This is a genomic window from Streptomyces sp. NBC_01304 (genome assembly GCF_035975855.1).
Taxonomy (GTDB): domain Bacteria; phylum Actinomycetota; class Actinomycetes; order Streptomycetales; family Streptomycetaceae; genus Streptomyces.
Genome location: NZ_CP109055.1, coordinates 4110179 through 4135231, shown reverse-complemented (window position 1 = coordinate 4135231; position 25053 = coordinate 4110179). Strand labels below are relative to the sequence as shown.

Here is a 25053-nt window from a genome sequence, read left to right as displayed (position 1 = left end):
AGATGGGGGCCCCGCGCTGCCCTTAGGCTGTATGCGGATTGACCACTTGGGTTTGCTGAGGAAGGCGTACGGCGGAATGAGCGAGCAGCAGCAGGCGGCAGCCGGGGTTCTCCCGGTCGACGACGAGGGCTTCGTCATCGACACGGAGGACTGCGAGGAGCGCGAGGCGGCCTACCGTGAGCGCGGCACCGCCCGCCCGATCACGACCGTCGGCAACCCCGTGCTGCACAAGGAGTGCAAGGACGTCACGGACTTCGACGACGAACTGGCCAAGTTGGTCGACGACATGTTCGCCAGCCAGCGCGCCGCCGAGGGCGTCGGCCTCGCCGCCAACCAGATCGGCGTCGACCTGAAGGTCTTCGTCTACGACTGCCCGGACGACGAGGGCAAGCGGCACACCGGCGTCGTCTGCAACCCCGTGCTGCAGGAGCTCCCGGCCGACCAGCGCTCGCTCGACGACTCGAACGAGGGCTGCCTGTCCGTCCCGACGGCGTACATGTCCCTCGCCCGCCCTGACTACGCGGTCGTCAAGGGCCAGGACGAGAAGGGCAACCCGATCACGGTGCACGGCACCGGCTACTTCGCGCGCTGCCTGCAGCACGAGACGGACCACCTGTACGGCTACCTGTACATCGACCGCCTCTCCAAGCGGGAGCGCAAGGACGCCCTGCGCCAGATGGAAGAGGGCACGCCGCGTTACGAGACGGTTCCCAACGCCTAGTCCTTCCTGGCCAGTTGGGCATCGCCGTCGCTGATGGCGGTGGCGTAGGCGCTCCAGATCTGCTGCGGGAAGGCATTGCCCCGCTCGGATCCGCTGCCGCCCACGCCCTGCATCGGCAGCAGCTGGGGCGTACCCGGCTTGCTGCGGAACATCGCGACGGCGGTGGTCAGTTCGTCCGTGGTGCCCATCGACGCCGTCCCGATGAACCACGCCGACTTCATGCGATCGCCCGCCCCGGTCCCGCCCGCCGCGACCGGGGCGAGCCGTTCGGCGGTCCTGGGTGCCAGGGTCTTCCAAGCGGTCGTTCCCAGCGCGGAGTTGACGTTCCCGGCCACCTCGGGCGTGAGGACCCGGCGGACCGTCGGCTTGTCGAAGCCGGGGAGCGGCTGATCGTCCAGGAGCACCCGGGTCACCGAGTACGGTTCGGCCCGCTTGCCGTCGTTCGCGAACGTCCCGTAGGCGTGCGCCATACGGATCGCGCTGGGCGTCGAGGTGCCCAGCGAGAACGTCGGCTCCAGTTCGGCCAGGCTCCCCTCGCGCAGCCCCGCCGAGATCGCCGTGCGCCGCACGTTCGCGAGGCCCGCGCGGAGTCCGGCCTCGCGGAACGCCGAGTTGGGCGCCGCCGTCAGATCCATGGCCGACAGGGGAGTGCGTACCGCTCCGGCACGGGGGAAGTCGTCGGGCTTCGGGCCCTGGTGGGCCAGATCCGCTGCCAGCACGAAGGGCTTGAACGCCGAACCCACCGGCACCCCTGACGTGTCCGCGTTGTTGGTGAAGTGCTTGACCGCGTCGGAACCTCCGTACGCGGCGACGACGGCCCCGTCCTCGGGGCGTACCGATGCGGCGCCCACTTCCACGTACGTATCGGTCTTGGCCCGCTTCTTCGGGTCGATGTTCTTCTTGCGGACCTGCTCGACGGCCTTCGTCAGTTCCTGGACCTTCTTCTTGTCGAAGGTCGTGTGAATGCGGTAGCCGCCGTGGGCGATTTCCTTGTCGGTGAGGCCTGTTCGCGCCTTGATGTATTTGTTGGCGATGTCGAGGAGATAGCCGGTCTGGCCCGCCTGGCTGGTCGGCTTGGCGGGCTTCTTCGGCTCTGGGAAGGTGCGGTACCGGTCGCGTTTCTCCTTGCTCAGGGCGCCCGTTGCGACCTGCCGGTCCAGAATCCACTCCCAACGCTCCTCGGCCCGCTTGTGATTGGCCGCGCTGAGCCCCGGATCGTACTCCTCGGCGCCCTTGAGCAGGGCCGCGAGCAGGGCCGACTGGCTGGGGTCGAGTTTCGAGGCGGGGATTCCGTAGTACGTGTACGCGGCTGCCTGAATGCCGTACGAACCACGCCCGAACCAGCTGGTGTTGAGATAGCCCTGCAGAATCTCCTGCTTGGACTTCTGATTGCTCAGCTTCAGCGCGATCACGAATTCGCGGGCCTTGCGGGTGACCGTCTGTTCCTGCGAGAGATGGGTGTTCTTCACGTACTGCTGGGTGATGGTCGAGCCGCCCTGGGTCTCCTCGCCGGTCGCGATGGAGACGGCGGCGCGGGCGATTCCCTTCGGGGAGACACCGGAGTCGCTGTAGAAACTCTCGTTCTCGGCCGCGATCACCGCGCTCTCCAGGGAGTCGGATATCTCGTCCAGCGTGACGTTCTGCCGGTTCACCGCGCCCACGCTCACCATCGGCGAGCCGTCCGACCAGTAGTAGACCGACGCCTCCTGGCGGGCCTCGGCGTTCTCGTCGGGGATGTCGACGCTGACGTACACCGCGACGAAGAGGCCGGTGAGGGTGAGCACGAAGAACGCGAACGTGCCCAACTGCAGCCGCCAGGACGGCAGCCAGCGCCGCCATCCGGTGCGGCCCCGTCTCGGGTAGTCGATCCGCCGCTTGCGCCGGCCGGCACGGGCATGGCTGCGTTGCGCCATGCTTCCCACCTCCTCGATCCGGCGAGGAAGAGGGCGAGGCTCCGGTTCCGGTTGTCCGGGTGTCTGCTTGATCCACTTATGCTGCGCGTGTCGGTCCCGGTTCGGTCATGCGGTGTGTGTCGGCCTCAGTTCGGTCATGCGACGCGTGTCGGCCCTTGGAACGTACGCCGGTACGCATTCGGCGTGGTCCCCAGCGTCCGCAGGAACTGATGGCGCAGCGCCGCCGCCGTGCCGAAGCCCGCGCGGCCCGCGATCGCGTCGATCGTCTCGTCCGTCGACTCGAGCAACTGCTGTGCGAGCAGCACGCGTTGGCGCAGGACCCAGCGGTACGGGGTCGTCCCGGTCTCCTGCTGGAAGCGGCGGGCGAAGGTACGCGGCGACATGTGGGCACGGATCGCGAGCTCCTCGACCGTGACCTCCTCGTCGAGGTGGCGCTCCATCCAGACCAGGACGTCACCGACGGTGTCGCACGACGAGATCGGCACCGGCCGCTCGACGTACTGCGCCTGCCCGCCGTCGCGGTGCGGGGGGACGACCATGCGCCGGGCGATGGCGTTGGCCACCTGAGTGCCGTGCTCCTGGCGGACGATGTGCAGACAGGCGTCGATGCCGGCCGCGGTGCCGGCCGACGTGATGACCGGGCCGTCCTCGACGTAGAGCACATCGGCCTCGACCCGGGCCCGCGGGTACTCGATGGCCAGCTCCTTGGCGTACCGCCAGTGCGAGGAGCAGCGCCGCCCGTCCAGGAGTCCGGCCGCGCCGAGGACGTACACGCCGTTGCAGACCGAGAGGACGCGGGCCCCGCGGTCGACCGCCCGGCGCAGGGCGTCGAGGAGTTCCTCCGGGAAGGCCCGCTTCGCGAAGTTCTCGCCGGCCGGGACCGCGATGAGGTCGGCCTCCTCCAGGCGCTCCAGGCCGTGCGCGACCGTCATGGTGAACCCCGCGTGGGTGCTCAGGGTCGGGCCCTCGGCGGAGGCCACCGCGAAGTCGTACACGGGCAGCCCCTGATCGCTCCGGTCGAGGCCGAACACCTCGCAGACGACGCCCAGTTCGAAGGGATGCACGCCGTCGAGCAGTACTGCGACCACGTTTTTCAGCATGCTCCGCAGTCTGCCGCAGAGTTGGCAGGATGTCGAGGTTGTATGGCAGTCCTGCCACTGCCCCCGCGGGGCTCCGAGCGGGAAAGTAGAGCCATGAACACATTCGCAAGCACCGCAGCCGAACTCCTCGTCGTCGCCGGGATCTTCCTCCTCCTGGCCCTCCCTTCCCTCGTCGGTCACGCCCGCGACCGCCGCATCGACCGCGAGCTGCGCGCCGCCGAGCAGGGCCGGGCGGCCGTCTCGCACGAGCCCGTCGCTCCCGTCTCCGTGCCCCTGCGGAGCGCCGGCCGCCGTGCGGAGCACCTTGCCGCCTGAGGCCGCGTGCGGCCGGCCGTCATCGAGGAGGGCACGCCCCCGACACTAGATGTGGGTGTGCCCTCAACTCCCCGCCACAAGATGTATGCTCGTGCTCGCTGTCGCCGCAGGGGAATCCGGTGCGAATCCGGAACTGTCCCGCAACGGTGTACATGTGCGTATCTGTGAACCCCGAGGGTCGTGCACCCCCGGGCCCCGCAGCTCCGCACTCCCCAGTCCGAGCACCTGCCGGCAGCGCACCCGTACCGACCGGTCCGGGTGCCGATGACGTCCGGGCCTCGCGGAATGGGCCGGTGGACGCGACGCCGTGCGCTGCCCGAGGCAGTACGTACCGCCCGTGTGCCCCTCCTCCCCGCGATGGCCCCGAGCCGAGCGAGGGAGTGCTCCACGTGACCATCGCGCCAGTCGACCCTGTCTCATTGCAGGCCGAACAGGCCCGAGCGGAAGACGGCCCCGGTACCGCGCTGCTGCGGACCCTGACCAGCCTCACCGCCGACCTCCCCGACACGGACCCCGGCAAGGTGGCCGCCAGCGCCCTCCGCGGCCGCAACGCCGCATCGGACGAGGCCGAACTGCGCGAGCTCGCCACCGAGGCCGCCGCCGGCCTCATCTCCGAGGACCCGGCCTACGCCCGCCTCGCCGCCCGGCTCCTGACGATCACCATCGCCGAGGAAGCCGCGTCCCAGGGCGTGCGCACCTTCACCGAGTCGGTCTCGCTCGGCCACCGCGAGGGCCTGATCGCGGACCGCACCGCCGAATTCGTCTGGGTCCACACCGCCCGGCTCGACGCGCTCATCGCCGCCTCGTTGGACGAAGGTGCCGACGACCGCTTCGGCTACTTCGGCCTGCGCACCCTGCACTCGCGCTACCTCCTGCGGCACCCGATCACCCGCAAGGTCATCGAGACGCCGCAGCACTTCATGCTGCGCGTCGCCTCCGGCCTCGCCGAGGACGAGTCGGACCGCGCCGTCGACCAGGTCGCCGCGCTGTACGGCCTGATGAGCCGCCTCGACTACCTGCCGTCTTCGCCGACGCTCTTCAACTCCGGCACGCGCCACCCGCAGATGTCGTCCTGCTACCTCCTCGACTCCCCGCTGGACGAGCTCGACTCGATCTACGACCGCTACCACCAGGTGGCGCGGCTCTCCAAGCACGCGGGCGGCATCGGACTCTCGTACTCCCGCATCCGCTCCCGGGGTTCGCTGATCCGCGGCACCAACGGGCACTCCAACGGCATCGTCCCGTTCCTCAAGACCCTCGACGCCTCGGTCGCCGCCGTGAACCAGGGCGGCCGGCGCAAGGGCGCGGCCGCGGTCTACCTGGAGACCTGGCACTCCGACATCGAGGAATTCCTGGAGCTGCGCGACAACACCGGCGAGGACGCCCGGCGCACGCACAACCTCAACCTCGCGCACTGGATCCCGGACGAGTTCATGCGCCGGGTCGCCGCCGACCAGGACTGGTCGCTGTTCTCGCCGGCCGACGTGCCGGACCTCGTCGACCTGTGGGGCGACGAGTTCGACGCCGCGTACAAGAAGGCCGAGGCGGCCGGACTGGCCCAGAAGGCCATCCCCGCACGGGACTTGTACGGCCGCATGATGCGCACCCTCGCGCAGACCGGCAACGGCTGGATGACCTTCAAGGACGCCTCGAACCGTACGGCCAACCAGACGGCGGAGCCGGGCCACACGGTCCACTCCTCCAACCTCTGCACGGAGATCCTGGAGGTGACGGACGACGGGGAGACGGCCGTCTGCAACCTGGGCTCCGTCAACCTCGGCGCGTTCGTGGACGGTTCGGCTCCCGAAGGCATCGACTGGGAGCGGCTCGACGCGACGGTACGCACCGCCGTGACCTTCCTCGACCGGGTCGTCGACATCAACTTCTACCCGACCGAGCAGGCCGGCCGCTCCAACGCGCGCTGGCGCCCGGTCGGCCTCGGCGCGATGGGCCTGCAGGACGTCTTCTTCAAGCTCCGCCTGCCCTTCGACTCGCCCGAGGCACGCTCCCTCTCCACCCTGATCGCCGAGCGCATCATGCTCGCCGCGTACGAGGCCTCCACGGACCTCGCCGAGCGCAGCGGCCCGCTCCCGGCCTGGGAGAAGACCCGCACCGCGCGCGGCGTCCTGCACCCCGACCACTACGACGTGGACCTGCACTGGCCCGAGCGCTGGGCCGCCCTGCGGGAACGCATCGCGGTGACCGGCATGCGCAACTCGCTCCTGCTCGCCATCGCACCGACCGCCACCATCGCCTCGATCGCCGGCGTCTACGAGTGCATCGAGCCCCAGGTCTCCAACCTCTTCAAGCGCGAGACGCTGAGCGGGGAGTTCCTGCAGGTCAACGCCTACCTGGTGGACGAGCTCAAGCGGCTCGGCGTCTGGGACGCGCAGAGCCGGGAGGCGCTGCGCGAGGCCAACGGGTCGGTGCAGGGCTTCGGTTGGATCCCCGCCGAGGTGCGCGAGCTGTACCGCACGGCGTGGGAGATCCCGCAGCGGGCGCTGATCGACATGGCGGCGGAGCGCACGCCGTTCCTCGACCAGTCGCAGTCGCTGAACCTGTTCCTGGAGACGCCCACCATCGGCAAGCTCAGCTCGATGTACGCGTACGCCTGGAAGCAGGGCCTGAAGACCACGTACTACCTGCGTTCACGGCCGGCCACGCGCATCGCGCGTGCGGCGTCCGGGGCCCAGTCCGGGGCGTCGGCCAACCCCATCCCCGTACAGGCGAACACGCCCGATCCCGAGGCGATCGCCTGCTCCCTCGAAAACCCCGAGTCCTGCGAGGCATGCCAGTAATCATGAGTAACAAGAACCTGCTCGACCCGGGCTTCGAACTCACCCTGCGCCCCATGCGCTACCCCGACTTCTACGAGCGCTACCGGGACGCGATCAAGAACACCTGGACCGTCGAGGAGGTCGACCTCCACTCGGACGTCACCGACCTCGCCAAGCTCTCGCCGGGGGAGCAGCACATGATCGGCCGCCTGGTCGCGTTCTTCGCGACCGGCGACTCGATCGTCGCGAACAACCTCGTCCTCACGCTCTACAAGCACATCAACTCCCCTGAGGCGCGGCTGTATCTCTCGCGCCAGCTGTTCGAGGAGGCTGTGCACGTCCAGTTCTATCTGACGCTGCTCGACACCTACCTCCCCGACCCGGAGGACCGCAACGCCGCCTTCGCCGCCGTCGAGAACATCCCCTCGATCAAGGAGAAGGCCGACTTCTGCTTCAAGTGGATGGACTCGGTCGAGTCGATCGACCGCCTGGAGTCGAAGGCCGACCGCCGCCGCTTCCTGCTGAACCTGATCTGCTTCGCGGCGTGCATCGAGGGGCTGTTCTTCTACGGGGCGTTCGCCTATGTGTACTGGTTCCGGTCGCGGGGGTTGCTGCACGGGCTCGCCACGGGGACGAACTGGGTCTTCCGGGACGAAACCATGCACATGAACTTCGCCTTCGAGGTCGTGGACACCGTCCGCAAGGAGGAGCCCGAGCTCTTCGACGACGAGCTCCAGCAGCAGGTCGTCGACATGCTGAAGGAAGCCGTCGAGGCGGAGCTGCAGTTCGGGCGCGACCTGTGCGGCGAGGGCCTGCCCGGCATGAACACCGAGTCCATGCGCGAGTACCTGCAGTGCGTCGCCGACCAGCGCCTGCAGCGGCTCGGCTTCGCTCCGGTGTACGGCTCGGAGAACCCCTTCTCCTTCATGGAGCTCCAGGGCGTCCAGGAGCTGACCAACTTCTTCGAGCGCAGGGTGTCGGCGTACCAGGTGGCGGTGGAGGGCTCGGTGTCGTTCGACGACGAGTTCTGAGGGGACCCGGGCTCAGCAGGCAGCTGCTACAGGCTCAACAGATAGGTGAGCAGCGTGACGTCGGAGACGGGCGACCAGTCCCGCTCCGGCGTCCGTACGAAACCGAGCCGTGCGTAGAGCCGGTGGGCGGCTCGCATGTCGGGTGCCGTGGACAGTCTGACCCCCGAGCACCCGGCGTCCCGCGCCCGCTGCACGCAGGCCTCCACCAGCGCCGCCCCCACGCCCCGGCCGCGCCCCGCCTTCGCCACCGCGAGGGCGCGGAACTCGGCCTCGCCCGGCTCGGAGACCTGCGCCTGCACGCTCCCGGCGAGGGCGAAGGCCACGCCGCCGAGGAGGCTGCCCGCTTCGTCCACGGCGACCAGGGTCTCGGCGCCCTCGGCGCGGGCCGCCACATCGCGCAGCACCATCACGTACGGGTAGTCGGGGCCGGGGAAGAGGCAGTCGTCGAGGTAGGCCTGCACGGTGAGGTCGCCGAGTGCCGGGAACTCCTCGGGGTCGGCCTGTCTGATCACGTAGTCCATCCCGGCAGTGTGCCGGACGGGTACGACAACCGTTCGGCCAGGTACGGCAGGTACGGCAGGTACGGCAGGTACGGCAACGGGCCGTCGGATTTCTCCGACGGCCCGTTGCCGTAAGGGGGTTGAGCCCCCGAGCTCAGTGCCCGATGTCAGTGCCCGGCGCCCGCCGTCGCCTTCGGCAGCTCCGTCTTGACGCCCGGGTCGCCCGCGTCCGCCGTGTAGTCCGACGGCGAGGTCTCGTCGATTCCGTCCGGGGCCTTGACCGCCTTGAGGACGAAGGTCAGGACCACCGTGACGACGACGTTGAGCACGAAGGCCGTCAGACCGATGTAGCCGATCTCGCCGATGCCGGGGATCTCCTTCGAGGAGCCACCGAAGTGCTTCTGCGTGGGCGAGGCGACTCCCCAGGCGGCCAGCGTGCCGTAGACCATGCCGACCGCCCAGCCCGCGAGCAGCGCCCAGCGGTGGAACCAGCGCGTGAACAGGCCGCCGACCAGGGCCGGGAACGTCTGCAGGATCCAGATGCCGCCGAGCAGCTGGAAGTTGATCGCGACCGTCTTGTCCATGGTCAGGACGAAGACCAGCGCGCCCACCTTCACCAGGAGCGACACCAGCTTGGAGACCTTGGTCTCCTGCGCGGGCGTGGCGTCCGGCTTGATGAAGTCCTTGTAGATGTTGCGCGTGAAGAGGTTCGCCGCCGCGATGGACATGATCGCCGCCGGCACCAGCGCGCCGATGCCGATCGCCGCGAAGGCCACACCCGCGAACCAGTCCGGGAACATAGTCTCGAAGAGCTGCGGGATCGCCAGCTGCCCGTTAGCGACCTTGACCCCGGCCGCGATCGCCATGAAGCCGAGCAGCGCGAGCAGGCCCAGCATCAGCGAGTACAGCGGCAGGATCGTGGTGTTGCGGCGGATCACCTCGCGGCTGCGCGAGGACAGCGTCGCGGTGATCGAGTGCGGGTACATGAACAGCGCGAGCGCCGAGCCGAGCGCCAGCGTGGCGTACGTCCACTGACCCGCCTCGGGCGGAGCAATCGCTCCGGTGGGCTTGCCGGTGGCCGGGTTCGGCGTCGCGAACTTGTCCTGCGCCGCGCCGAAGATCGCGTCGAACCCGCCCAGCTTGATCGGGATGTAGATGATCGCGACCACGATGACGATGTAGATCAGCGTGTCCTTGACGAACGCGATCAGCGCCGGGGCCCGCAGGCCGGACGAGTAGGTGTACGCGGCCAGTACGCCGAAGGCGATGAGCAGCGGCAGGTCCTTGATGAACCAGTGGGTGCCCTCGCCGCCGCCGACGCCCATCACGTCCAGGACGGCCTGGATGCCGACGAGCTGCAGCGCGATGTACGGCATCGTGGCGAGGATGCCCGTGACCGCGACGGCCAGCGACAGGCCCTTCGAGCCGAAGCGCCCACGGACGAAGTCCGACGTGGTGACGTACCCGTGCTTGTGCGACACCGACCACAGACGCGGCAGGAAGGTGAAGATCAGCGGGTAGACGAGGATCGTGTACGGAACGGCGAAGAAGCCCGCCGCGCCCGCCGCGTAGACCGCCGCGGGGACGGCCACGAAGGTGTAGGCCGTATACAGGTCGCCGCCGAGCAGGAACCAGGTGACCCAGGTGCCGAACGAGCGGCCGCCGAGGCCCCATTCGTCCAGGCTGTCGGTCTCGGCCTTGCGCCAGCGCGAGGCGAGGAAGCCCATGACCGTGACGGCCAGGAAGAAGAAGATGAAGACGGCGAGTGCGACGCCGTTCACGCCGTCCTTCATGCCGACGCACCCCCGCCCTGAGTCTGGGCCTGAGCGGCCTGAGCGGCGGCCTTGCGGGCGCGCTGGTCACGGTTCCACAGCGTGTACGCGGTCATCGTCAGCACGGTGGAAATCAGCACCCACAGCATCTGGTACCAGTAGAAGAACGGGATGCCGCCGACCGTGGGCTCGGTCTTCGCGTACGAACCCACCCAGAGCATCGCCACGAACGGCGCGAACAGGCAGAGCGCGATGACGACGCGCACCGGTGTCACCACCGGCGCTGGTCTTGTCACTTCAGGCGAACCTGACTCTTCGGGCATTCCGTGGCTCCGTCCCCTCGCTGATCACCTGTGTAATGCGCAGGCAATCTAGGGGACGCTTTCGCGCCACGGAACCCCCTGTCCGCATATCGGTCGCTGGTTTCTGAAGTCGCGTTCCCGCGTCGACGTCGCCGAGTCCGCTAACAGCAGCGGAAGCCCCGCCTGGGGTCGGCCTCCTGCATCTTCGTACGCATCCGCTCGAACTCCCGCCGTGACGGCACAGAAGCCCCCGGATGCCCCTTCCGGAGATGCGCGACATACCTGTCGTATGCCGACTCATCAGTCAATTCCCGTACGTACCAACGGACGTGCCTAGCTGCCCGGCGGAGCACCGACAGCATCGCGTGCCTCCTCCCGCTTCTCCTCGGCCGTGGCCCAGAGCCCGGCCGGTGCCTTCAGCTTCGACTCGACGTACGGCGCCTCACTGAGCCGGGACGCGTCCGGATTGCGGACGTGCCGGATGCAGACGCGGGTCGCGTCGGCGATGACGATCACGATGAGGAGCGCGAGCACGGCGGAAAGGACGCCGTCCACCGTGGAGTTGGTGACGATGGTGCGTGCCTTCTCGGCAGTCATGCCCGGCGGGAACTTCCCCGAATCGAGCATGCCCTGGTACAGGTCGCGCTGGGCGAAGAAGCCCAGCCTGGGGTCGCCCGAGAAGACCTTCTGGAAGCTCGCCGTCAGGGTCACTGTCGCGTCCCAGGCGAGCGGAATCCCGGTGATCCAGGCCCACTTGAGCCGGCCGGACTTGATCAGCAGGGTGGTGCAGACGGTCAGCGCGACCGCCGCGAGCAGCTGGTTGGAGATGCCGAAGATCGGGAAGAGCTGGTTGATCCCGCCGAGCGGGTCGTTCACGCCGGCCCACAGGAAGTAGCCCCACAGGCCCACCACGGCCGCGCTGCTGATGAGCAGACCGGGCTTCCAGCTCACGTCGCGGAAGGGCTTGACGACGTTGCCGAGCATGTCCTGCAGCATGAACCGGCCGACCCGGGTGCCGGCGTCGAGCGCGGTCAGGATGAACAGCGCCTCAAACATGATCGCGAAGTGGTACCAGAAGGCCTTCATGCCGGACCCGGTGACCTTGGAGAAGATCTCCGAGACCCCGATCGCGAGCGTGGGCGCGCCACCCGTGCGGTGGTTGAGCGAGGCCTCCTCGACGTCCGCCGCGGCCTTGGCCAGGTCGGCGGGGGAGATGGAGTAGCCGAAGTTCGCGACCGCCTGCGAGGCGGACTTGACCGTCTCCCCGACGACCCCGGCCGGGGCGTTCATCGAGAAGTAGAGCCCCGGGTCGATGATCGAGGCCGCCACGAGCGCCATGACCGCGACGGACGACTCCATCAGCATGGAGCCGTACCCGATCATCCGGATCTGCGACTCCTTCTCGATCATCTTCGGGGTGGTGCCCGAGGAGATGAGCGCGTGGAAGCCGGAGAGGGCACCGCAGGCGATGGTGATGAAGACGAACGGGAAGAGCGAGCCCGCGAAGACCGGCCCGTCGCCGCGGCTCGCGAAGTCGGTGATCGCGTCCATCTTCAGGGTCGGCGCCGCGATGACCACGCCGATCGCGAGCAGCGCGATGGTGCCGACCTTCATGAAGGTGGAGAGGTAGTCACGCGGGGCGAGCAGCGTCCAGACCGGCAGCACGGAGGCGACGAACGCGTACCCGATCAGCCACCAGACCAGCGTCTTGGCGTCCAGCGTGAACGTATCGGCGAGCGACGACTCGGCGACCCACCGGCCCGACACGATCGCGAGCAGCAGCAGCCCGACGCCGATCAGCGAGACCTCGGAGACCCGGCCCGGCCGGATCACCCGCAGGTAGAAGCCCATGAACAGCGCGATCGGAATGGTCATCGCGATGGAGAAGGTGCCCCACGGCGACTGGGCGAGAGCACCGATGATCACAAGCGCGAGCACCCCGAGCAGGATGATCATGATGGAGAACGCGGCGAGCAGCGCGGCGGCCCCGCCGAACGGCCCGATCTCGTCGCGTGCCATCTGGCCGAGGGACTTGCCGTTGCGCCGAGTTGAGAAGAACAGGACGACCATGTCCTGTACGGCCCCCGCGAAGATCACGCCGACGATGATCCAGATGGTGCCGGGCAGGTATCCCATCTGGGCGGCGAGCACCGGTCCCACCAGCGGCCCGGCGCCCGCGATCGCGGCGAAGTGGTGCCCGAGCAGCACCCGGCGGTCGGTCGGGTGGAAGTCGATGCCGTTGTCGAGGCGTTCGGCCGGGGTGGCGCGGGTCTTGTCGACCTTGAGCACCCGGTCGACGATGAACTTCGAGTAGAAGCGATAGGCGATCGCGTACGAGCCGAGGGCGGCGGCGACCATCCAGGTGGCCGACACCTCCTCGCCCCTCGACAGCGCGAGCACGGTCCATCCGGCGGCGCCGACCAGCGCCACGAGCGACCAGATCACGATGGTTCTAGGACTTGCAGTGCGCACCGGGCAGCCCTCCCGTTCATGCGACGACGTACGCGCCTCATGTGACGACGTACGCGTCGTGCGTCATGCCATGCCGGAAGGAACGTAGAGCAGTGAGGTCAACTGCGCTACGGGGTACGCAAGTTCAGGTTGCTTATCAGTCGTTCGGGCGCTTCAGGCGCGTCACGAACCGGTAGCGGTCGCCCCGGTACACCGACCGCACCCACTCCACCGGCTGCCCCTGTGCGTCGAGCGAGTGCCGCGACAGCATCAGCATCGGAAGCCCGACGTCCGTGCCGAGCAGGCCGGCCTCGCGCGGGGTCGCGAGGGACGTCTCGATCGTCTCCTCGGCCTCCGCGAGCCGTACGTCGTACACCTCGGAGAGTGCCGTGTAGAGAGAGGTGTACTTGACGAGCGAGCGGCGCAGGGCGGGGAAGCGCTTGGCCGACAGATGGGTGGTCTCGATCGCCATCGGCTCGGCGTTCGCGAGGCGCAGGCGCTCGATGCGCAGGACGCGGCCGCCGGTGGTGATGTCGAGCAGTTCGGCGAGGCGGTCGTCGGCGGTGATGTAGCCGATGTCCAGGAGCTGCGAGGTGGGTTCGAGGCCCTGTGCCCTCATGTCCTCGGTGTACGAGGTGAGCTGGAGCGACTGGGAGACCTTGGGCTTGGCGACGAAGGTGCCCTTGCCCTGGATCCGCTCGAGCCGGCCCTCGACGACGAGCTCCTGCAGGGCCTGGCGCACGGTGGTGCGCGAGGTGTCGAACTCGGCGGCCAGGGTGCGCTCCGGCGGGACCGGTGTGCCGGGCGGCAGCGTCTCGGTCATGTCCAGCAAGTGCTTCTTGAGCCGGTAGTACTTGGGCACGCGCGCGGTGCGCCCGGCGGTCGCGGACTCACCCGATGCGCCGCTCGCGGTGTTCACTTCGGGCTGCGTCCTGCCAGCGTCGGTGCCCATGCCCCGCCTTCCCGGCTCTTGGGTTGTTGCCGTCACCGGCTCCTCCGTCTGTTGCGGCTCACATGGTGGCACGGCCCGGCCCGGACCGGCCGCGCTCGCTCAGGTGTCGGTCAGGTAACGGGATGTGGGACCCCTCTTATACACCCTTGACACCCCTAAAGGTCTAGGCCAAGCTCCCCGTACTGGTCTACACCATTAAAGACCAGGTCCCGGCCCCACGGGCAGTACTTGGCGTATGTCACCGCGGTGGGCAGGGGGGTAGGCGGGGTTTCCCTTGAGGAGAGTGGCATGAAGCGCAAGCTCATAGCGGCCGTGGGTGTCGCGGCGATGATGACCGGAATCGCGGCCTGTGGTGACGACGGTGGCAGCAACTCGTCGAAGAACCCGAAGGACCGCGACGAGACCCTGACCGTCTGGCTGATGGTCGACGCGCAGAGCACCTGGCCGGAGCTGGTCGAGGACGTCAACGCGCAGTTCAAGAAGAAGTACCCGAACGTCAAGGTCAAGGTGCAGTACCAGCAGTGGGCCGACAAGGCCAAGAAGCTGGACACCGCGCTCGGCGGCGACAAGTTCCCGGACGTCGTGGAGCTCGGCAACACCGAGACCATGCAGTACATCCTGAACGGCGCGCTCGCCGAGGTCGACCCCAAGAAGTACGACAACTCGGATACCTGGATCCAGGGCCTCAAGGACACCTGCTCCTTCGAGGGCAAGCTCTACTGCGTCCCGTACTACGCGGGCGCCCGAGTGGCCATCTACAACAAGGACATGCTCAAGAAGTCGACCGGCAAGGACACCCTGCCGACGACCGAGGACGAGTTCCTCAAGGCGATGGACAAGGTGCAGGCCGAGTACGGCGCGAAGGACAAGCGCTTCTCCTCCCTCTACCTGCCGGGTCGTTACTGGTACGCGGCGCAGTCGTACGTCGCCGCGTACGGCGGCAAGATCGCCGAGTACGACGAGGGCGCCAAGGAGTGGAAGGCCACGCTCTCCAGCCCCGAGGCCAAGAAGGGCCTCGAGCACTACATCAACCTGGTCAAGAAGTACAACAAGGCCGACCAGACGAAGGACGAGCAGGACCACGCCAACGTCATGGCGAACGAGAAGGCCGCCGTGCTCTACGGCAACGGCTGGGAGGCCGGCTCCGTCATCGACGGCAAGAACAACGGCAACCCGAAGCTCAAGGACAAGATCGCCACGACCGGTATGCCGGGCCCGAACGGCAAGGCGCTGCCCTCCTTCATCGGCGGCTCCGACCTCGCGGTGACCAGCAAGTCCAAGGTCGCCGACCTGGGCGAGGAGTGGGTCTCGATGTTCACCTCGGAGAAGTCCGAGGGAGTGCTCGCGTCCAAGAACATCCTGCCCAACAACACCAAGCAGCTCGAGCCGCTGAAGACCAAGCCGGAGACCGCCGCGGTCGCCAACGCGGTGCCGGACGCCTGGTTCACGCCGATCGCCCCGGGCTGGACCGCGATCGAGAAGTCCAACGTTCTGGAGAACGTCCTCCTCGACATCCTCAAGGGTGACTCGATCGACGACGCCACCAAGAAGGCGGACGCGAAGATCAACGAGCTGATCAACAAGGAGTAGCACTCCTGGAGCCGTGAGCGGACGCAGGGCAACCTGACCCGCAGGCTCCCTGGCGGCGGGCGGGTCCGGCATCAACGGGCCCGCCCGGCCGCCCCTTTCGGTGCACCGCGTCCGCTCAGCGACCGGTGCAGAGAGACAAACGGAAGGTCAGCCACCGTGACTGCCGCCGATACCAAGGCCGCCGGTCCGCCGGTTCCGGTACCCCGCACCACCAAGGAGAACAGCCCGACGCCGTCGGGAAAGAGCACCAAGAGCAAGAGTGGCAAGAGCCCCTCGCGGCGCCGCATGAAGGGCGCGCTTCTCCCGTACCTCCTGATCCTGCCGGCGATCGTGGCCGTGGCCGCGGTGTACGCCTACCCGCTCTGCAAGACCGTGATCATGTCGTTCCAGGACATGGGCCGGCGCGAGCTGTGGACGGGCGACGACCCGCCGTGGGTGGGCTTCGAGCAGTTCACCAACATCTTCAAGGACCCCGAGTTCTGGGATGTCACCGGCCGCACCGTCCTGTTCATGGGCGTGTGCGTGACCCTGACCATGGCCCTCGGCCTGCTGATCGCGCTGCTGATGATGCGGCTGACCACCTGGGTCCGGCTCGTCCTGACCGTCGCGCTGATCGCCGCCTGGTCGATGCCGCTGATGGTCGCCACCTCCATCTTCCGCTGGATGGCCGACTCCGACTACGGCCTGGTCAACACCCTCATCGCCAAGGTCGTGGGCGAGGACTGGCTCGGCCACAACTGGTTCCTCGACCCCTGGCAGGGCTTCGGCGTCATCACGGCCCTCGTCGTGTGGGGCGCCATCCCGTTCGTGGTGATCACGCTGTACGCGGCCCTCACCCAGGTCCCGAAGGAACTGGAGGAGGCCGCCTCGCTGGACGGCGCGGCAGCCTTCGGTGTCTTCCGGTTCGTCACCTGGCCGGTCATCAAGCCGGTCTTCACCATGGTCGCCACGCTCTCGGTGATCTGGGACTTCAACGTCTTCGGCCAGATCTGGCTGCTGCGCGGCAACGAGCCGGAGCCCGAGTACCAGACCCTCGGTCTGTACTCCTACTCCAAGGCGTTCGAGTCCACCTCGTTCAGCCAGGGCACCGCGCTCGCCCTGATCACCGTGCTGCTCCTGGCCGGCGTGGCCGTGTACTACCTGCGCCAGCTCATGAAGACAGGAGAGGTCGAATGAGCACCTCCACCTCCACCGCCCCCGCCGGCAAGACCGGCGACGCCGCCGAGCAGCAGGTACTGCGCCCCGACCGCAAGAAGACCCGGCTCAGCTACAACATCCTGGGCCTGCTCATCTCCGTGGTGATGGCCTTCCCGGTGTACTGGCTCGTCATCAGCTCGGTGCGCCCGAACCACGAGATCCGGTCGTACGACCAGACGCTGTGGCCCTCGTCGTTCACCTTCGACAACTTCGCGCGTGCGGTGAAGCAGCCGAACTTCGGCACCGCGGTCGAGTCCAGCCTGATCGTCTCGGTCACCGCGGTGGTCGGCGGCATGGTCATCGCGACGCTCGCGGCGCTGGCCATCGGCCGGTTCCGCTTCTTCGGCCGCAAGTCGCTGCTCATGGTCCTGATCCTGGTCCAGATGCTGCCGCCGACGGCGATGCTGATCCCCATCTACGCCCAGCTCAACACCATGGGCGGACTCAACGAGTACTGGGGCCTGATCACCGTCTACCTGGTCTCCACGCTGCCCTTCGCGGTGGTCATGATCCGCGGGTTCGTGGTCAACATCCCGGTGGAGCTCGAGGAGTCCGCGATGGTGGACGGCTGCACCCGCATGGGGGCCTTCCGCCGGGTGATCTTCCCGCTGCTCGCCCCGGGACTCGCCGCGGCGTCCATCTTCGCCCTGGTGAACGCGTGGAACGAGTATCTCTTCGCGTACATCCTCATGAACGACAACGAGAAGTACACACTCAATGTGTGGCTGATGACGTTCACCACCGAGCGCGGAACGGACTACGGCGCCCTGATGGCCGCCTCCACCCTGATCGCACTGCCGGTGGTGATCTTCTTCATGGTCATCCAGAAGAAGATGGCCACGGGCCTCACCTCCGGCGCCGTGAAGGGATAACCCCCGCCATATGACGACACTCACCCGCGGCACGGACACGCTGACCCGTGACGCCCTCACCGTCCTGCAGCCGGGCTTCGTCGGCACCAGCGCCCCGGACTGGCTGCTCCGCCGCATCGGCGAAGGCCTCACCTCCGTCGGCCTGTTCGGCCGCAACATCACATCCTCCGAGCAACTGGCCGCCCTGACCGCCCAGTTGCGGGCCGAGCGCGACGACGTGCTCGTCGCCATCGACGAGGAGGGCGGCGACGTCACCCGCCTCGAGGTGCGGGCCGGCTCCTCCTTCCCCGGCAACCACGCGCTCGGCGCGGTCGATGACGCGGACCTGACCCGGGCGGTCGCCCGCGAACTCGGCCGCCGCCTCGCTGCCTGCGGGGTCAACCTCAACTGGGCGCCGTCCGCGGACGTCAACTCCCACCCGGACAACCCCGTCATCGGCGTACGTTCCTTCGGCGCGGACCCGACCCTCGTGGCGCGGCACACCGCGGCCTACGTGGAGGGCCTGCAGTCCTCCGGAGTCGCGGCCAGCACCAAGCACTTCCCCGGCCACGGGGACACCGCCGTCGACTCGCACCACGCCGTGCCCCGCATCGACGTGGGCCTCGACGTGCTGCGCGAGCGGGAGTTGGTGCCGTTCCGCGCCGCGATCGCGGCCGGCACCAAGGCCGTGATGAGCGCGCACATCCTGCTGCCCGCGCTCGACGCGGACCGTCCCGCGACGCTGTCGCCGCGCATCCTCACCGGACTGCTCCGCGAGGAGCTCGGCTTCGACGGCCTGATCATCACCGACGGCATGGAGATGCAGGCCATCTCGGCGACGTACGGCATCGAACGCGGCACCGTCCTCGCCCTCGCCGCGGGCGCCGACGCGATCTGCGTCGGCGGGGGACTGGCCGACGAGGACACGGTCCTGCGCCTGCGCGACGCCCTGGTCGCGGCGGTCCGCGCCGGCGAACTCCCCGAGGAGCGCCTCGCCGACGCCGCCGCCCGGGTGCGCGACCTGGCCTCCTGGACCGCTTCGGCGGTACGTGAACCCGGCACGCCCGACCCTTCGATCGGCCTGGTCGCCGCGCGCCGGGCGCTGACGGTCACCCGCTCCGCCGAGTTCTCAGCCCCGCTCACCGAGGCCCCGTATGTCGCGGCCTTCACCCCGCTCGCCAACATCGCGGTCGGCGACGAGACCCCCTGGGGCGTGGGCGCCGAGCTGGCCCGGGTGCTGCCCGGCACGGAGACGGGGAGCTTCACCGGGGACGGCGCCGGGGGAGAGGCCCTCGCGGCGGCCGGCTCCCGCCGCATCGTCGCGGTGGTCCGCGACGAGCATCGGCACGCGTGGATGGCCGGGGCCCTCGACGCCTTGCTGGCGGCCCGCCCCGACACGATCGTGGTGGAAATGGGCATTCCCCAGGCCCCGGCCCGGGGCCCTCTCCACATCGCCACACACGGCGCGGCCCGCGTGTGCGGTTTGGCTGCGGCGGAGGTCATCGCGGGGGCTTAGGAGCCCCAGGGGCCTCAAACGCCGGACGGGCTGATTCATCTCTGATGAATCAGCCCGTCCGGCGTTTGAGGACATCAGTGACAGTCGTTGAAGCCGGCGGCAGCCTTACGGGAAGGGGTGGGGTGGGGAACAAAAAGACGCCGAGCCCCCACCCACGGGAACCCGGCGTCCAACGCCCAGCGGCGAGGCCGGAGGCCTCAAATACCCTGCCAAGCAGGCTTGTTGTCGAAGGCGTGCCGGAAGTAGTCCGCAAGCTTCAGCTTGGACGCAGCAGCCTCATCAACCACAACCGTCGCATGCTGATGCAACTGCAGCGCCGACGCCGGAACGAGCGCGGAGATCGGCCCCTCCACAGTCTGCGCAACCGCATCCGCCTTGCCCTCACCCGTGGCAAGCAGCACCAGATGCCGGGCCTCGAGGATCGTCCCGATGCCCTGCGTGATCACGTGATGCGGAACCTGGTCGATGTCGTTGTCGAAGAACCGCGCATTGTCGATCCGCGTCTGCTCGACGAGCGTCTTGATCCGCGTCCGCGAAGCCAGCGACGAGCAGGGCTCGTTGAACCCGATGTGCCCGTCCGTGCCGATCCCCAGGATCTGCAGATCCACCCCACCGGCCTCGGCCAGCGCCTTGTCGTACGCCAGGCACGCGGCCTGCACGTCCTCGGCGCCACCGTCCGGCCCCATGAACGATGCCTCGCTCAGCCCGAGCGGCTCGACGACCTGCCGCAGCACCGTGGCCCGGTAGGCCTCGGGGTGCCCGGCGGGCAGGCCGACGTACTCGTCGAGCTGGCAGATCCGCGCACGCGAGGCATCCACGTCACCGGCGGCGACCTTGGCGGTCAGCGCCTCATAGATGGGCAGCGGGGTAGAGCCGGTGGCAACGCCGAGCAGCGCGTCGGGCTTGCGGCGCAGCAGGGCGGCCATGGCCTCCGCGATGAGCTCTCCGCCTGCCTTGGCGTCCGGGACGATGACAACTTCCACGCTGGGGCCATCCGATCTGTTCGAGGGGTCCAGGGCACAGATGTGGTATAGACCAATCTAACAGAACTGGGCCGCCCCCGCGCCCGCTATTGCTCCTCTCGCGCATACCCGCTCGTCAGCAGGATCGAGCCACCTCACGGACCGCGCCTCAGCGGGTCCTCTCGGCGGGTCGCCTCAGCGAGTCGCCTCAGTGGGTCTCCGTCACCTTGGCCAGAGCGCGCGGGGCGTCCGGATCCTGACCGCGCGCGATGGTCACCTCGTACGCGAGCAGCTGCAGCGGGATGATCTCCAGGATCGGCTGCAACTCCTCCCGCACGCCTTCGCTCGGCAGCACGAACCCGGCCGAGGCCTGCTCCACCTGCGCCTTCGGCCCTACCACCACCAGATCGGCACCCCGCCCCCGCAGCCGGTCAAGCACCGGCTGCAGCGCGGCCCCGCCCTTGCCGTCCGTCACCACCGCGATCACCGGCGAGATGTTGTCCACCATGGCCAGCGGCCCGTGCAGCAGATCGGCGCCCGAATAGGACAGCGCGGGGATGTAGCTCGTCTCCATCAGCTTCAGCGCCGCCTCCTTCGCGGTCGGATAGCCATAGCCGCGTGAGGTGATGACCATGCGCTCGGCGAACCGATAACGCGAGGCCAGCTGCTTGATCTCCGCCTGCCGGGCCAGCAGCCCCGCGGCGAGCTCGGGCAGCACCCGCGCGGCGGCCCCGTCGCCGCCCCGCAACCCCTCGACGAAGAGATACAGCGCCAGCAGGGAAGCGGTGTACGTCTTGGTGGCGGGAAGGGCCTTCTCCGGTCCGGCCAGAATGTCGATGTGGAACTCGGAGACCGCGGCCAACGGCGAATCCGGGTTGTTGGTCACCGCCAGCGTGATCGCCCCGGCCTCGCGCGCGGCCTGTGTCGAGGCGACCAGGTCGGGCGAGCCGCCGGACTGGCTGACCGTGATGACGAGGACGTCCCGCAGGTCCGGCTTGGCGCCGTACGCGGTCGTGGTGGACATGGACGCGAGGCCGCAGGGCAGGCCCAGTTGGATCTCGAGCAGATACTTCGCGTACAGCGCCGCGTTGTCCGACGTGCCACGCGCCGTGAGCAGGACGAAGCGCGGCTTGCGGGCGGAGATCTCACCGGCGACGGCACGGATCCTGGGCGCACCCTTGTCGAGGATGCGGCGCAGCACGGCGGGCTGCTCGGCCATCTCGCCGGACATGATCCGGCCCGGGCGCTCGCTCTGCGGGGCCGGTGTCGAGGCGGACATCGGGCTGCCTCCCGAGTGGTGGCGGGGATGGGGCCTGCGTCCGGCACGGCCTGGCGTGACTGCGCCGGGGCGTACCCCAGTCGACCACGCGGTTGCGCCGGCCGCTAGGTGGGGCGGGGTCTGCCGGGGCTTGGCCCCGGGCCCCGTTGGGGGCAACCGCTGAGAGTTTCGGGGCTGGCCCCGGTCCCTGTCGAGGTCGACCCTGGTGGGTGGCCCCGATCCCCGGTCGTGGTCGACCTGGTCGAGGTCGCGGGGGCGCCGCCCCCGGACCCCCGCTCCTCAAACGCCGGAGGGGCTGATTTTTGCCCCGTCTGCCCGTCTGCCCCGCACACCCATCACCCGGAGCCCCCTTTGCTCAAACCCCCAACGCCGACCCCCCAGTCGCATCGATGACCTGCCCCGTCACCCATCGCCCGTCCTCCGACGCCACGAAGGACACGATGTCCGCCACATCCGAGGGCCGGCCTATGCGGTTGAAGGTAGAGTACGCGGCCATGCCCGTCTTCTGCTCGGCGGGGAGCCCGTCCAGTGCCTCGGTGTCGATGATCCCCGGCGCCACCGCGTTCACCGTGATTCCTCGCGGACCCAGGTCCTTGGCGAGCGTGTGCGTAAGCGTGTTGATCGCGCCCTTCGTCATCGAGTACGCCACCGTGATGGGGAAGGCGATCCGGGTCACGCCCGACGAGATGTTGATGATCCGTCCGCCGTCCCGGAGCCGGCCGAGCCCCTCCTGGACGATGAAGAACGGCGCCTTCGCGTTCACCGCGAACACCCGGTCGTAGTCAGCCTCTTGGACGTCCGTGATCGTTCCGTACAGCCCGATGCCCGCGTTGTTCACCAGGACGTCGACCCCGTCCGCATGCTTGTCGAACTCCGCCCACAGCGCAGCCGCGTCCCCCGGCACCCCGAGCTCCGCCCCGATCGCGAACGCGGAACCGCCCGCCGCCTCGATCGCGGCCACGGTCTCCTTCGCGGCCACCTCATTGCTCCCGTAATGCACGGCGACCCGCGCGCCGTCGCGCCCGAGGCGCTCCGCGATGCCTCGCCCGATGCCCCGGCTGCCACCCGTGACCAGTGCCGTCTTGCCTGCAAGCGTGCCCATGGCGACGCCCCCTTATTTCTCTAGCGGTCGCTACAGAAAGAACCGTAACCCGATCCCTCTCCGTTTTTCTAGTGCCCGCTATAGAATTCACTCCATGGTGACGAAGAAGCCCGCTGACCAGGGCCGGGACGTGACGCGGCAGGAGGAGCGGCCTGTGGGGCAACCGGTGAAGCAGCGCGGCCGCCCCCGCTCCTTCGACCGTGAGGCGGCGCTCGTGAAAGCGATCGAGACGTTCTGGGAGCGCGGATACGAGGCCACCTCGGTCGCCGACCTGACCCGCGCCATGGGCATCGGCCCGCCCAGCCTGTACGCGGCCTTCGGCGACAAGCGCTCCCTGTTCGCGGAGGTCGTCGTCGAGTACGGAACGCGGTACGCCTCCTTCGGCCGCCGCGCCCTCGACGAGGAGCCGACCGCCCGCGCCGCCATAGGGCGCATGCTGCACGAGGCGGCGACCGCGTACACCGAATCCGGCCACCCGCACGGCTGCCTGGTCATCCATGCCGCCACCAACTGCACGACGCCCGAGGTCGAGCAGTCCCTGCGGGACCGGCGCAACGCCAACCTCGCCGAGTTCGAGCGCCGCATCCGCGCGGACATCGCCGCCGGTGGGCTCCCGGCGGACGCCGACGCCCAGGGTCTCGCCCGCTACAGCGGGGCCGTTCTGCAAGGAATGTCCCAGCAGGCACGCGACGGCGCGACGCGGCAGGAGCTGGAACGGGTGGCGAACTTTGCCATGCAGGCATGGCCGGCCCCGGTGAGCGCCTAGAGTCGACCCCGGACGGCGTCGACTCGGAGAAAGAAACAAGAACAAACCCCGGCCGACGCATGGACATCGGAGAATGGTCTAGTCCACAATGCACAGGTAAAGCTGTACAGAAAGCTTCCGCTCTTCCCGCACAGAAGGGCGGATCGGGGTTCTCGCGCTCTCTGCCCTGACTGCGCCGAGATCTCCCACCGACCGCACGGGACCGCACACCCGACGGTCGGCAATGCTCCGGGCTGCGGTGCCGGTAGGGCTGAGGGTCCCTCCCAGGCGCCGCGGCCCGCGGGTGTTTGTGGGCCCTGACGAGAGCGCGGGACCGGCTTGTCCGAGCCGACAGGTACGCTCGCACACGTGCCCTCCATGAACGACCTCGTACGCCAGCACACCGCCCTCGGGGACACCGACCTCGAGTGGCTCCATCTGCTGGTCTCGGAGTGGCAGCTGCTCTCCGACCTCTCCTTCGCCGACCTCGTCCTGTGGGTCCCCACGCGCGACGGCACCCGCTATGTCTCCGTCGCCCAGATGCGCCCCAACACCGGCCCCACGTCCTACCAGGACGACATGGTCGGCCACCTGGTCCCGCGCGGCCGCCGCCCCATGCTGGACGCCGCCCTGGACGAGGGCCGCATCGTGCGCGAGGGCGACCCGGAGTGGCGCGAGGAGGTCCCGGTCCGCGTCGAGTCGATTCCGGTACGCCGCGAGGGCCGCGTCCTCGGCGTCATCGCGCGCAACACCAACCTGCTCACGGTGCGTACGCCGAGCCGCCTGGAACTGACCTACCTGCAGAGCGCCTCCGACCTGGCCCAGATGATCGCCGCAGGATCGTTCCCCTTCCCGGGTCAGCAGGTCGACATGGACGCCTCACCCCGCGTCGGCGACGGCCTGATCCGCCTGGACGCGGACGGCACGGTGCAGTACGCCTCGCCGAACGCGCTGTCCGCGTACCACCGCCTGGGCCTCGCCGCCGACCTCGTCGGCCACCACCTCGGCAAGGCGACCGCCGAACTCGCCCCGTCCCGCGGCCCGGTGGACGAGGCCCTGGTCAAGCTCGCCAGCGGCTGGGCCCCGCGCGAGACGGAGGTCGAGGGCAATGACTGCGTCATCCAGCTCCGCGCCATCCCGCTCAAGCCCAAGGGCACCCGCATCGGCTCCCTCGTACTCGCGCGCGATGTGACCGAACTGCGCCGCCGCGAGCGCGAGTTGATCACCAAGGACGCCACCATCCGGGAGATCCACCACCGGGTGAAGAACAATCTGCAGACGGTCGCCGCCCTGCTCCGCCTCCAGGCCCGCCGCATCGACTCCGACAAGGGCCGCGAAGCGCTCGAAGAGGCCGTACGCCGCGTCGGATCGATCGCGATCGTCCATGAGACGCTGTCCCAGAATCTGGACGAGCGGGTCGAGTTCGACGAGATCGCGGACCGTGTGCTCGCGATGGTCGCCGAGATCTCACCGGGCAAGGTCACCGGCCGCCGCACCGGCCGCTTCGGCATCCTGGACGCCGAAGTCGCCACACCGCTCTCCATGGTGCTCACCGAAGTGCTGCAAAATGCCCTGGAGCACGGCTTCCGTGAGGGTGATCAGGGCAACGTCGAGGTCTCCGCGGTCCGCGGCGGCACCGGCAAGGACGGTCGCCTCCTCATCACGGTCCAGGACGACGGCGTGGGCCTGCCCGAGGGCTTCGACCCGCAGCGGGCCGGCAATCTGGGCCTGCAGATCGTCCGCACCCTGGTGGAGGGCGAGTTGGGCGGCACCTTCGACATGGTCCCGGCGCCCGAGCGCGGTACCCAGGTCGTGCTCGACATTCCGGTCCGCAACGACAAATAGGGCGTACGCGCTCTGTGGTGAGCGCCCCGGTCAACTCCCGCACAAATTCACAAAGATCACGGGCACAAGTGCACAAATAAGCGCCCTGTAAAGGGAATTGGCCCGGAACAGCAGTAAGCCCCGGACCTTACT

General features: G+C 68.8%; 21 protein-coding genes and 1 riboswitch. Of the genes, 10 read left to right on the top strand and 11 right to left on the bottom strand.

Translation table 11 applies throughout. The features are described from left to right. Positions 1–76: 76 nt before the first annotated feature. Positions 77–721: a peptide deformylase gene (gene def / locus OG430_RS17945; RefSeq protein WP_327353532.1), complete on the top strand. Its 645-nt coding sequence runs from the start codon at positions 77–79 to the stop codon at positions 719–721. Here the strand turns inward: def and OG430_RS17940 are convergent. Both OG430_RS17940 and OG430_RS17935 read right to left on the bottom strand, forming a co-directional pair. Next, complete coding sequence (locus OG430_RS17940) at positions 718–2634, bottom strand: transglycosylase domain-containing protein (protein ID WP_327353531.1); 1917 nt, start codon at positions 2632–2634, stop codon at positions 718–720. The two genes, def and OG430_RS17940, sit on opposite strands and share 4 nt — an antisense overlap. Before the next feature lie 134 nt (positions 2635–2768). Further along, on the bottom strand, positions 2769–3734 hold the full coding sequence (locus OG430_RS17935) for a GlxA family transcriptional regulator (RefSeq protein ID WP_327353530.1): 966 nt from the start codon (positions 3732–3734) through the stop codon (positions 2769–2771). Between the two features lie 93 nt (positions 3735–3827). Here OG430_RS17935 and OG430_RS17930 point away from each other — a divergent pair, with 93 nt between their 5' ends. The 3 genes from OG430_RS17930 to OG430_RS17920 all read left to right on the top strand — a co-directional run bounded on the left by OG430_RS17930 (position 3828) and on the right by OG430_RS17920 (position 7857). Further along, positions 3828–4049, top strand: coding sequence for a hypothetical protein (locus OG430_RS17930; RefSeq protein WP_327353529.1), 222 nt, complete (start codon positions 3828–3830; stop codon positions 4047–4049). An 85-nt stretch (positions 4050–4134) separates the two neighbouring features. After that, positions 4135–4296: riboswitch (cobalamin riboswitch) on the top strand. A gap of 142 nt (positions 4297–4438) precedes the next feature. Further along, complete coding sequence (locus OG430_RS17925) at positions 4439–6847, top strand: ribonucleoside-diphosphate reductase subunit alpha (RefSeq protein WP_327353528.1); 2409 nt, start codon at positions 4439–4441, stop codon at positions 6845–6847. Beyond that, positions 6838–7857 carry a ribonucleotide-diphosphate reductase subunit beta gene (locus OG430_RS17920; protein ID WP_327353527.1) on the top strand — a complete coding sequence of 340 codons (1020 nt, stop codon included), beginning with the start codon at positions 6838–6840 and terminating at the stop codon, positions 7855–7857. Before OG430_RS17925 ends, OG430_RS17920 begins: the two co-directional genes overlap by 10 nt. Before the next feature lie 26 nt (positions 7858–7883). Here OG430_RS17920 and OG430_RS17915 read toward each other — a convergent pair whose 3' ends face one another. From OG430_RS17915 to OG430_RS17890, 6 genes are all read right to left on the bottom strand, one after another. Beyond that, a complete protein-coding gene (locus OG430_RS17915; protein WP_327353526.1) occupies positions 7884–8378 on the bottom strand; it encodes a GNAT family N-acetyltransferase in 495 nt (164 codons plus the stop codon). A gap of 146 nt (positions 8379–8524) precedes the next feature. Then, on the bottom strand, positions 8525–10150 hold the full coding sequence (gene mctP, locus OG430_RS17910; protein WP_327353525.1) for a monocarboxylate uptake permease MctP: 1626 nt from the start codon (positions 10148–10150) through the stop codon (positions 8525–8527). Then, positions 10147–10452, bottom strand: coding sequence for a DUF3311 domain-containing protein (locus tag OG430_RS17905; protein ID WP_327353524.1), 306 nt, complete (start codon positions 10450–10452; stop codon positions 10147–10149). The genes mctP and OG430_RS17905 overlap by 4 nt, the downstream gene beginning before the upstream one ends. A gap of 140 nt (positions 10453–10592) precedes the next feature. Next, positions 10593–10793, bottom strand: coding sequence for a YbdD/YjiX family protein (locus tag OG430_RS17900; RefSeq protein WP_327353523.1), 201 nt, complete (start codon positions 10791–10793; stop codon positions 10593–10595). Further along, a complete protein-coding gene (locus OG430_RS17895) occupies positions 10765–12903 on the bottom strand; it encodes a carbon starvation CstA family protein (RefSeq protein ID WP_327353522.1) in 2139 nt (712 codons plus the stop codon). The genes OG430_RS17900 and OG430_RS17895 overlap by 29 nt, the downstream gene beginning before the upstream one ends. 136 nt (positions 12904–13039) lie before the next feature. Continuing rightward, a complete protein-coding gene (locus OG430_RS17890; protein WP_327353520.1) occupies positions 13040–13834 on the bottom strand; it encodes a GntR family transcriptional regulator in 795 nt (264 codons plus the stop codon). A 288-nt stretch (positions 13835–14122) separates the two neighbouring features. On the opposite strand from OG430_RS17890, the gene OG430_RS17885 reads away from it, so the two are divergent. The 4 genes from OG430_RS17885 (at position 14123) to OG430_RS17870 (ending at position 18988) form a co-directional block, all read left to right on the top strand. Further along, a complete protein-coding gene (locus tag OG430_RS17885; RefSeq protein ID WP_327353519.1) occupies positions 14123–15424 on the top strand; it encodes a sugar ABC transporter substrate-binding protein in 1302 nt (433 codons plus the stop codon). A gap of 156 nt (positions 15425–15580) precedes the next feature. Further along, positions 15581–16600, top strand: coding sequence for a carbohydrate ABC transporter permease (locus OG430_RS17880; protein WP_327353518.1), 1020 nt, complete (start codon positions 15581–15583; stop codon positions 16598–16600). Then, complete coding sequence (locus OG430_RS17875; protein WP_327353517.1) at positions 16597–17493, top strand: carbohydrate ABC transporter permease; 897 nt, start codon at positions 16597–16599, stop codon at positions 17491–17493. Before OG430_RS17880 ends, OG430_RS17875 begins: the two co-directional genes overlap by 4 nt. Positions 17494–17503: 10 nt before the next feature. Then, the gene (locus OG430_RS17870; RefSeq protein ID WP_327353516.1) at positions 17504–18988 is read left to right on the top strand and encodes a glycoside hydrolase family 3 protein; all 1485 of its coding nucleotides are present in this window, start codon (positions 17504–17506) and stop codon (positions 18986–18988) included. A gap of 197 nt (positions 18989–19185) precedes the next feature. Here the strand turns inward: OG430_RS17870 and nagB are convergent, their stop codons facing one another. The 3 genes from nagB to OG430_RS17855 form a co-directional block, all read right to left on the bottom strand. Then, positions 19186–19971 carry a glucosamine-6-phosphate deaminase gene (gene nagB / locus OG430_RS17865; protein ID WP_327353515.1) on the bottom strand — a complete coding sequence of 262 codons (786 nt, stop codon included), beginning with the start codon at positions 19969–19971 and terminating at the stop codon, positions 19186–19188. A 187-nt stretch (positions 19972–20158) separates the two neighbouring features. Next, positions 20159–21229: an SIS domain-containing protein gene (locus OG430_RS17860; protein ID WP_327353514.1), complete on the bottom strand. Its 1071-nt coding sequence runs from the start codon at positions 21227–21229 to the stop codon at positions 20159–20161. Between the two features lie 355 nt (positions 21230–21584). After that, positions 21585–22331 carry an SDR family oxidoreductase gene (locus OG430_RS17855; RefSeq protein WP_327353513.1) on the bottom strand — a complete coding sequence of 249 codons (747 nt, stop codon included), beginning with the start codon at positions 22329–22331 and terminating at the stop codon, positions 21585–21587. 94 nt (positions 22332–22425) lie between these two features. Here OG430_RS17855 and OG430_RS17850 point away from each other — a divergent pair, with 94 nt between their 5' ends. Together OG430_RS17850 and OG430_RS17845 are read left to right on the top strand one after the other, a co-directional pair. Beyond that, the gene (locus OG430_RS17850) at positions 22426–23097 is read left to right on the top strand and encodes a TetR/AcrR family transcriptional regulator (RefSeq protein WP_327353512.1); all 672 of its coding nucleotides are present in this window, start codon (positions 22426–22428) and stop codon (positions 23095–23097) included. Between the two features lie 357 nt (positions 23098–23454). Then, entirely contained in the window at positions 23455–24921 is a 1467-nt protein-coding gene (locus OG430_RS17845; protein ID WP_327359135.1) for a sensor histidine kinase, read from the top strand. The last annotated feature ends 132 nt before the right edge of the window (positions 24922–25053 follow it).

Excerpts from the sequence above, each read along its gene's own strand:
- def (WP_327353532.1), top strand. The coding sequence starts at position 77 with ATGAGCGAGCAGCAGCAGGCGGCAGCCGGGGTTCTCCCGGTCGACGAC.
- OG430_RS17940 (WP_327353531.1), bottom strand. The coding sequence starts at position 2,634 with ATGGCGCAACGCAGCCATGCCCGTGCCGGCCGGCGCAAGCGGCGGATC.
- OG430_RS17935 (WP_327353530.1), bottom strand. The coding sequence starts at position 3,734 with ATGCTGAAAAACGTGGTCGCAGTACTGCTCGACGGCGTGCATCCCTTC.
- OG430_RS17930 (WP_327353529.1), top strand. The coding sequence starts at position 3,828 with ATGAACACATTCGCAAGCACCGCAGCCGAACTCCTCGTCGTCGCCGGG.
- OG430_RS17920 (WP_327353527.1), top strand. The coding sequence starts at position 6,838 with ATGCCAGTAATCATGAGTAACAAGAACCTGCTCGACCCGGGCTTCGAA.
- OG430_RS17915 (WP_327353526.1), bottom strand. The coding sequence starts at position 8,378 with ATGGACTACGTGATCAGACAGGCCGACCCCGAGGAGTTCCCGGCACTC.
- mctP (WP_327353525.1), bottom strand. The coding sequence starts at position 10,150 with ATGAAGGACGGCGTGAACGGCGTCGCACTCGCCGTCTTCATCTTCTTC.
- OG430_RS17905 (WP_327353524.1), bottom strand. The coding sequence starts at position 10,452 with ATGCCCGAAGAGTCAGGTTCGCCTGAAGTGACAAGACCAGCGCCGGTG.
- OG430_RS17900 (WP_327353523.1), bottom strand. The coding sequence starts at position 10,793 with ATGCTGTCGGTGCTCCGCCGGGCAGCTAGGCACGTCCGTTGGTACGTA.
- OG430_RS17890 (WP_327353520.1), bottom strand. The coding sequence starts at position 13,834 with ATGGGCACCGACGCTGGCAGGACGCAGCCCGAAGTGAACACCGCGAGC.
- OG430_RS17885 (WP_327353519.1), top strand. The coding sequence starts at position 14,123 with ATGAAGCGCAAGCTCATAGCGGCCGTGGGTGTCGCGGCGATGATGACC.
- OG430_RS17875 (WP_327353517.1), top strand. The coding sequence starts at position 16,597 with ATGAGCACCTCCACCTCCACCGCCCCCGCCGGCAAGACCGGCGACGCC.
- OG430_RS17870 (WP_327353516.1), top strand. The coding sequence starts at position 17,504 with ATGACGACACTCACCCGCGGCACGGACACGCTGACCCGTGACGCCCTC.
- OG430_RS17860 (WP_327353514.1), bottom strand. The coding sequence starts at position 21,229 with ATGTCCGCCTCGACACCGGCCCCGCAGAGCGAGCGCCCGGGCCGGATC.
- OG430_RS17855 (WP_327353513.1), bottom strand. The coding sequence starts at position 22,331 with ATGGGCACGCTTGCAGGCAAGACGGCACTGGTCACGGGTGGCAGCCGG.
- OG430_RS17850 (WP_327353512.1), top strand. The coding sequence starts at position 22,426 with ATGGTGACGAAGAAGCCCGCTGACCAGGGCCGGGACGTGACGCGGCAG.
- OG430_RS17845 (WP_327359135.1), top strand. The coding sequence starts at position 23,455 with ATGAACGACCTCGTACGCCAGCACACCGCCCTCGGGGACACCGACCTC.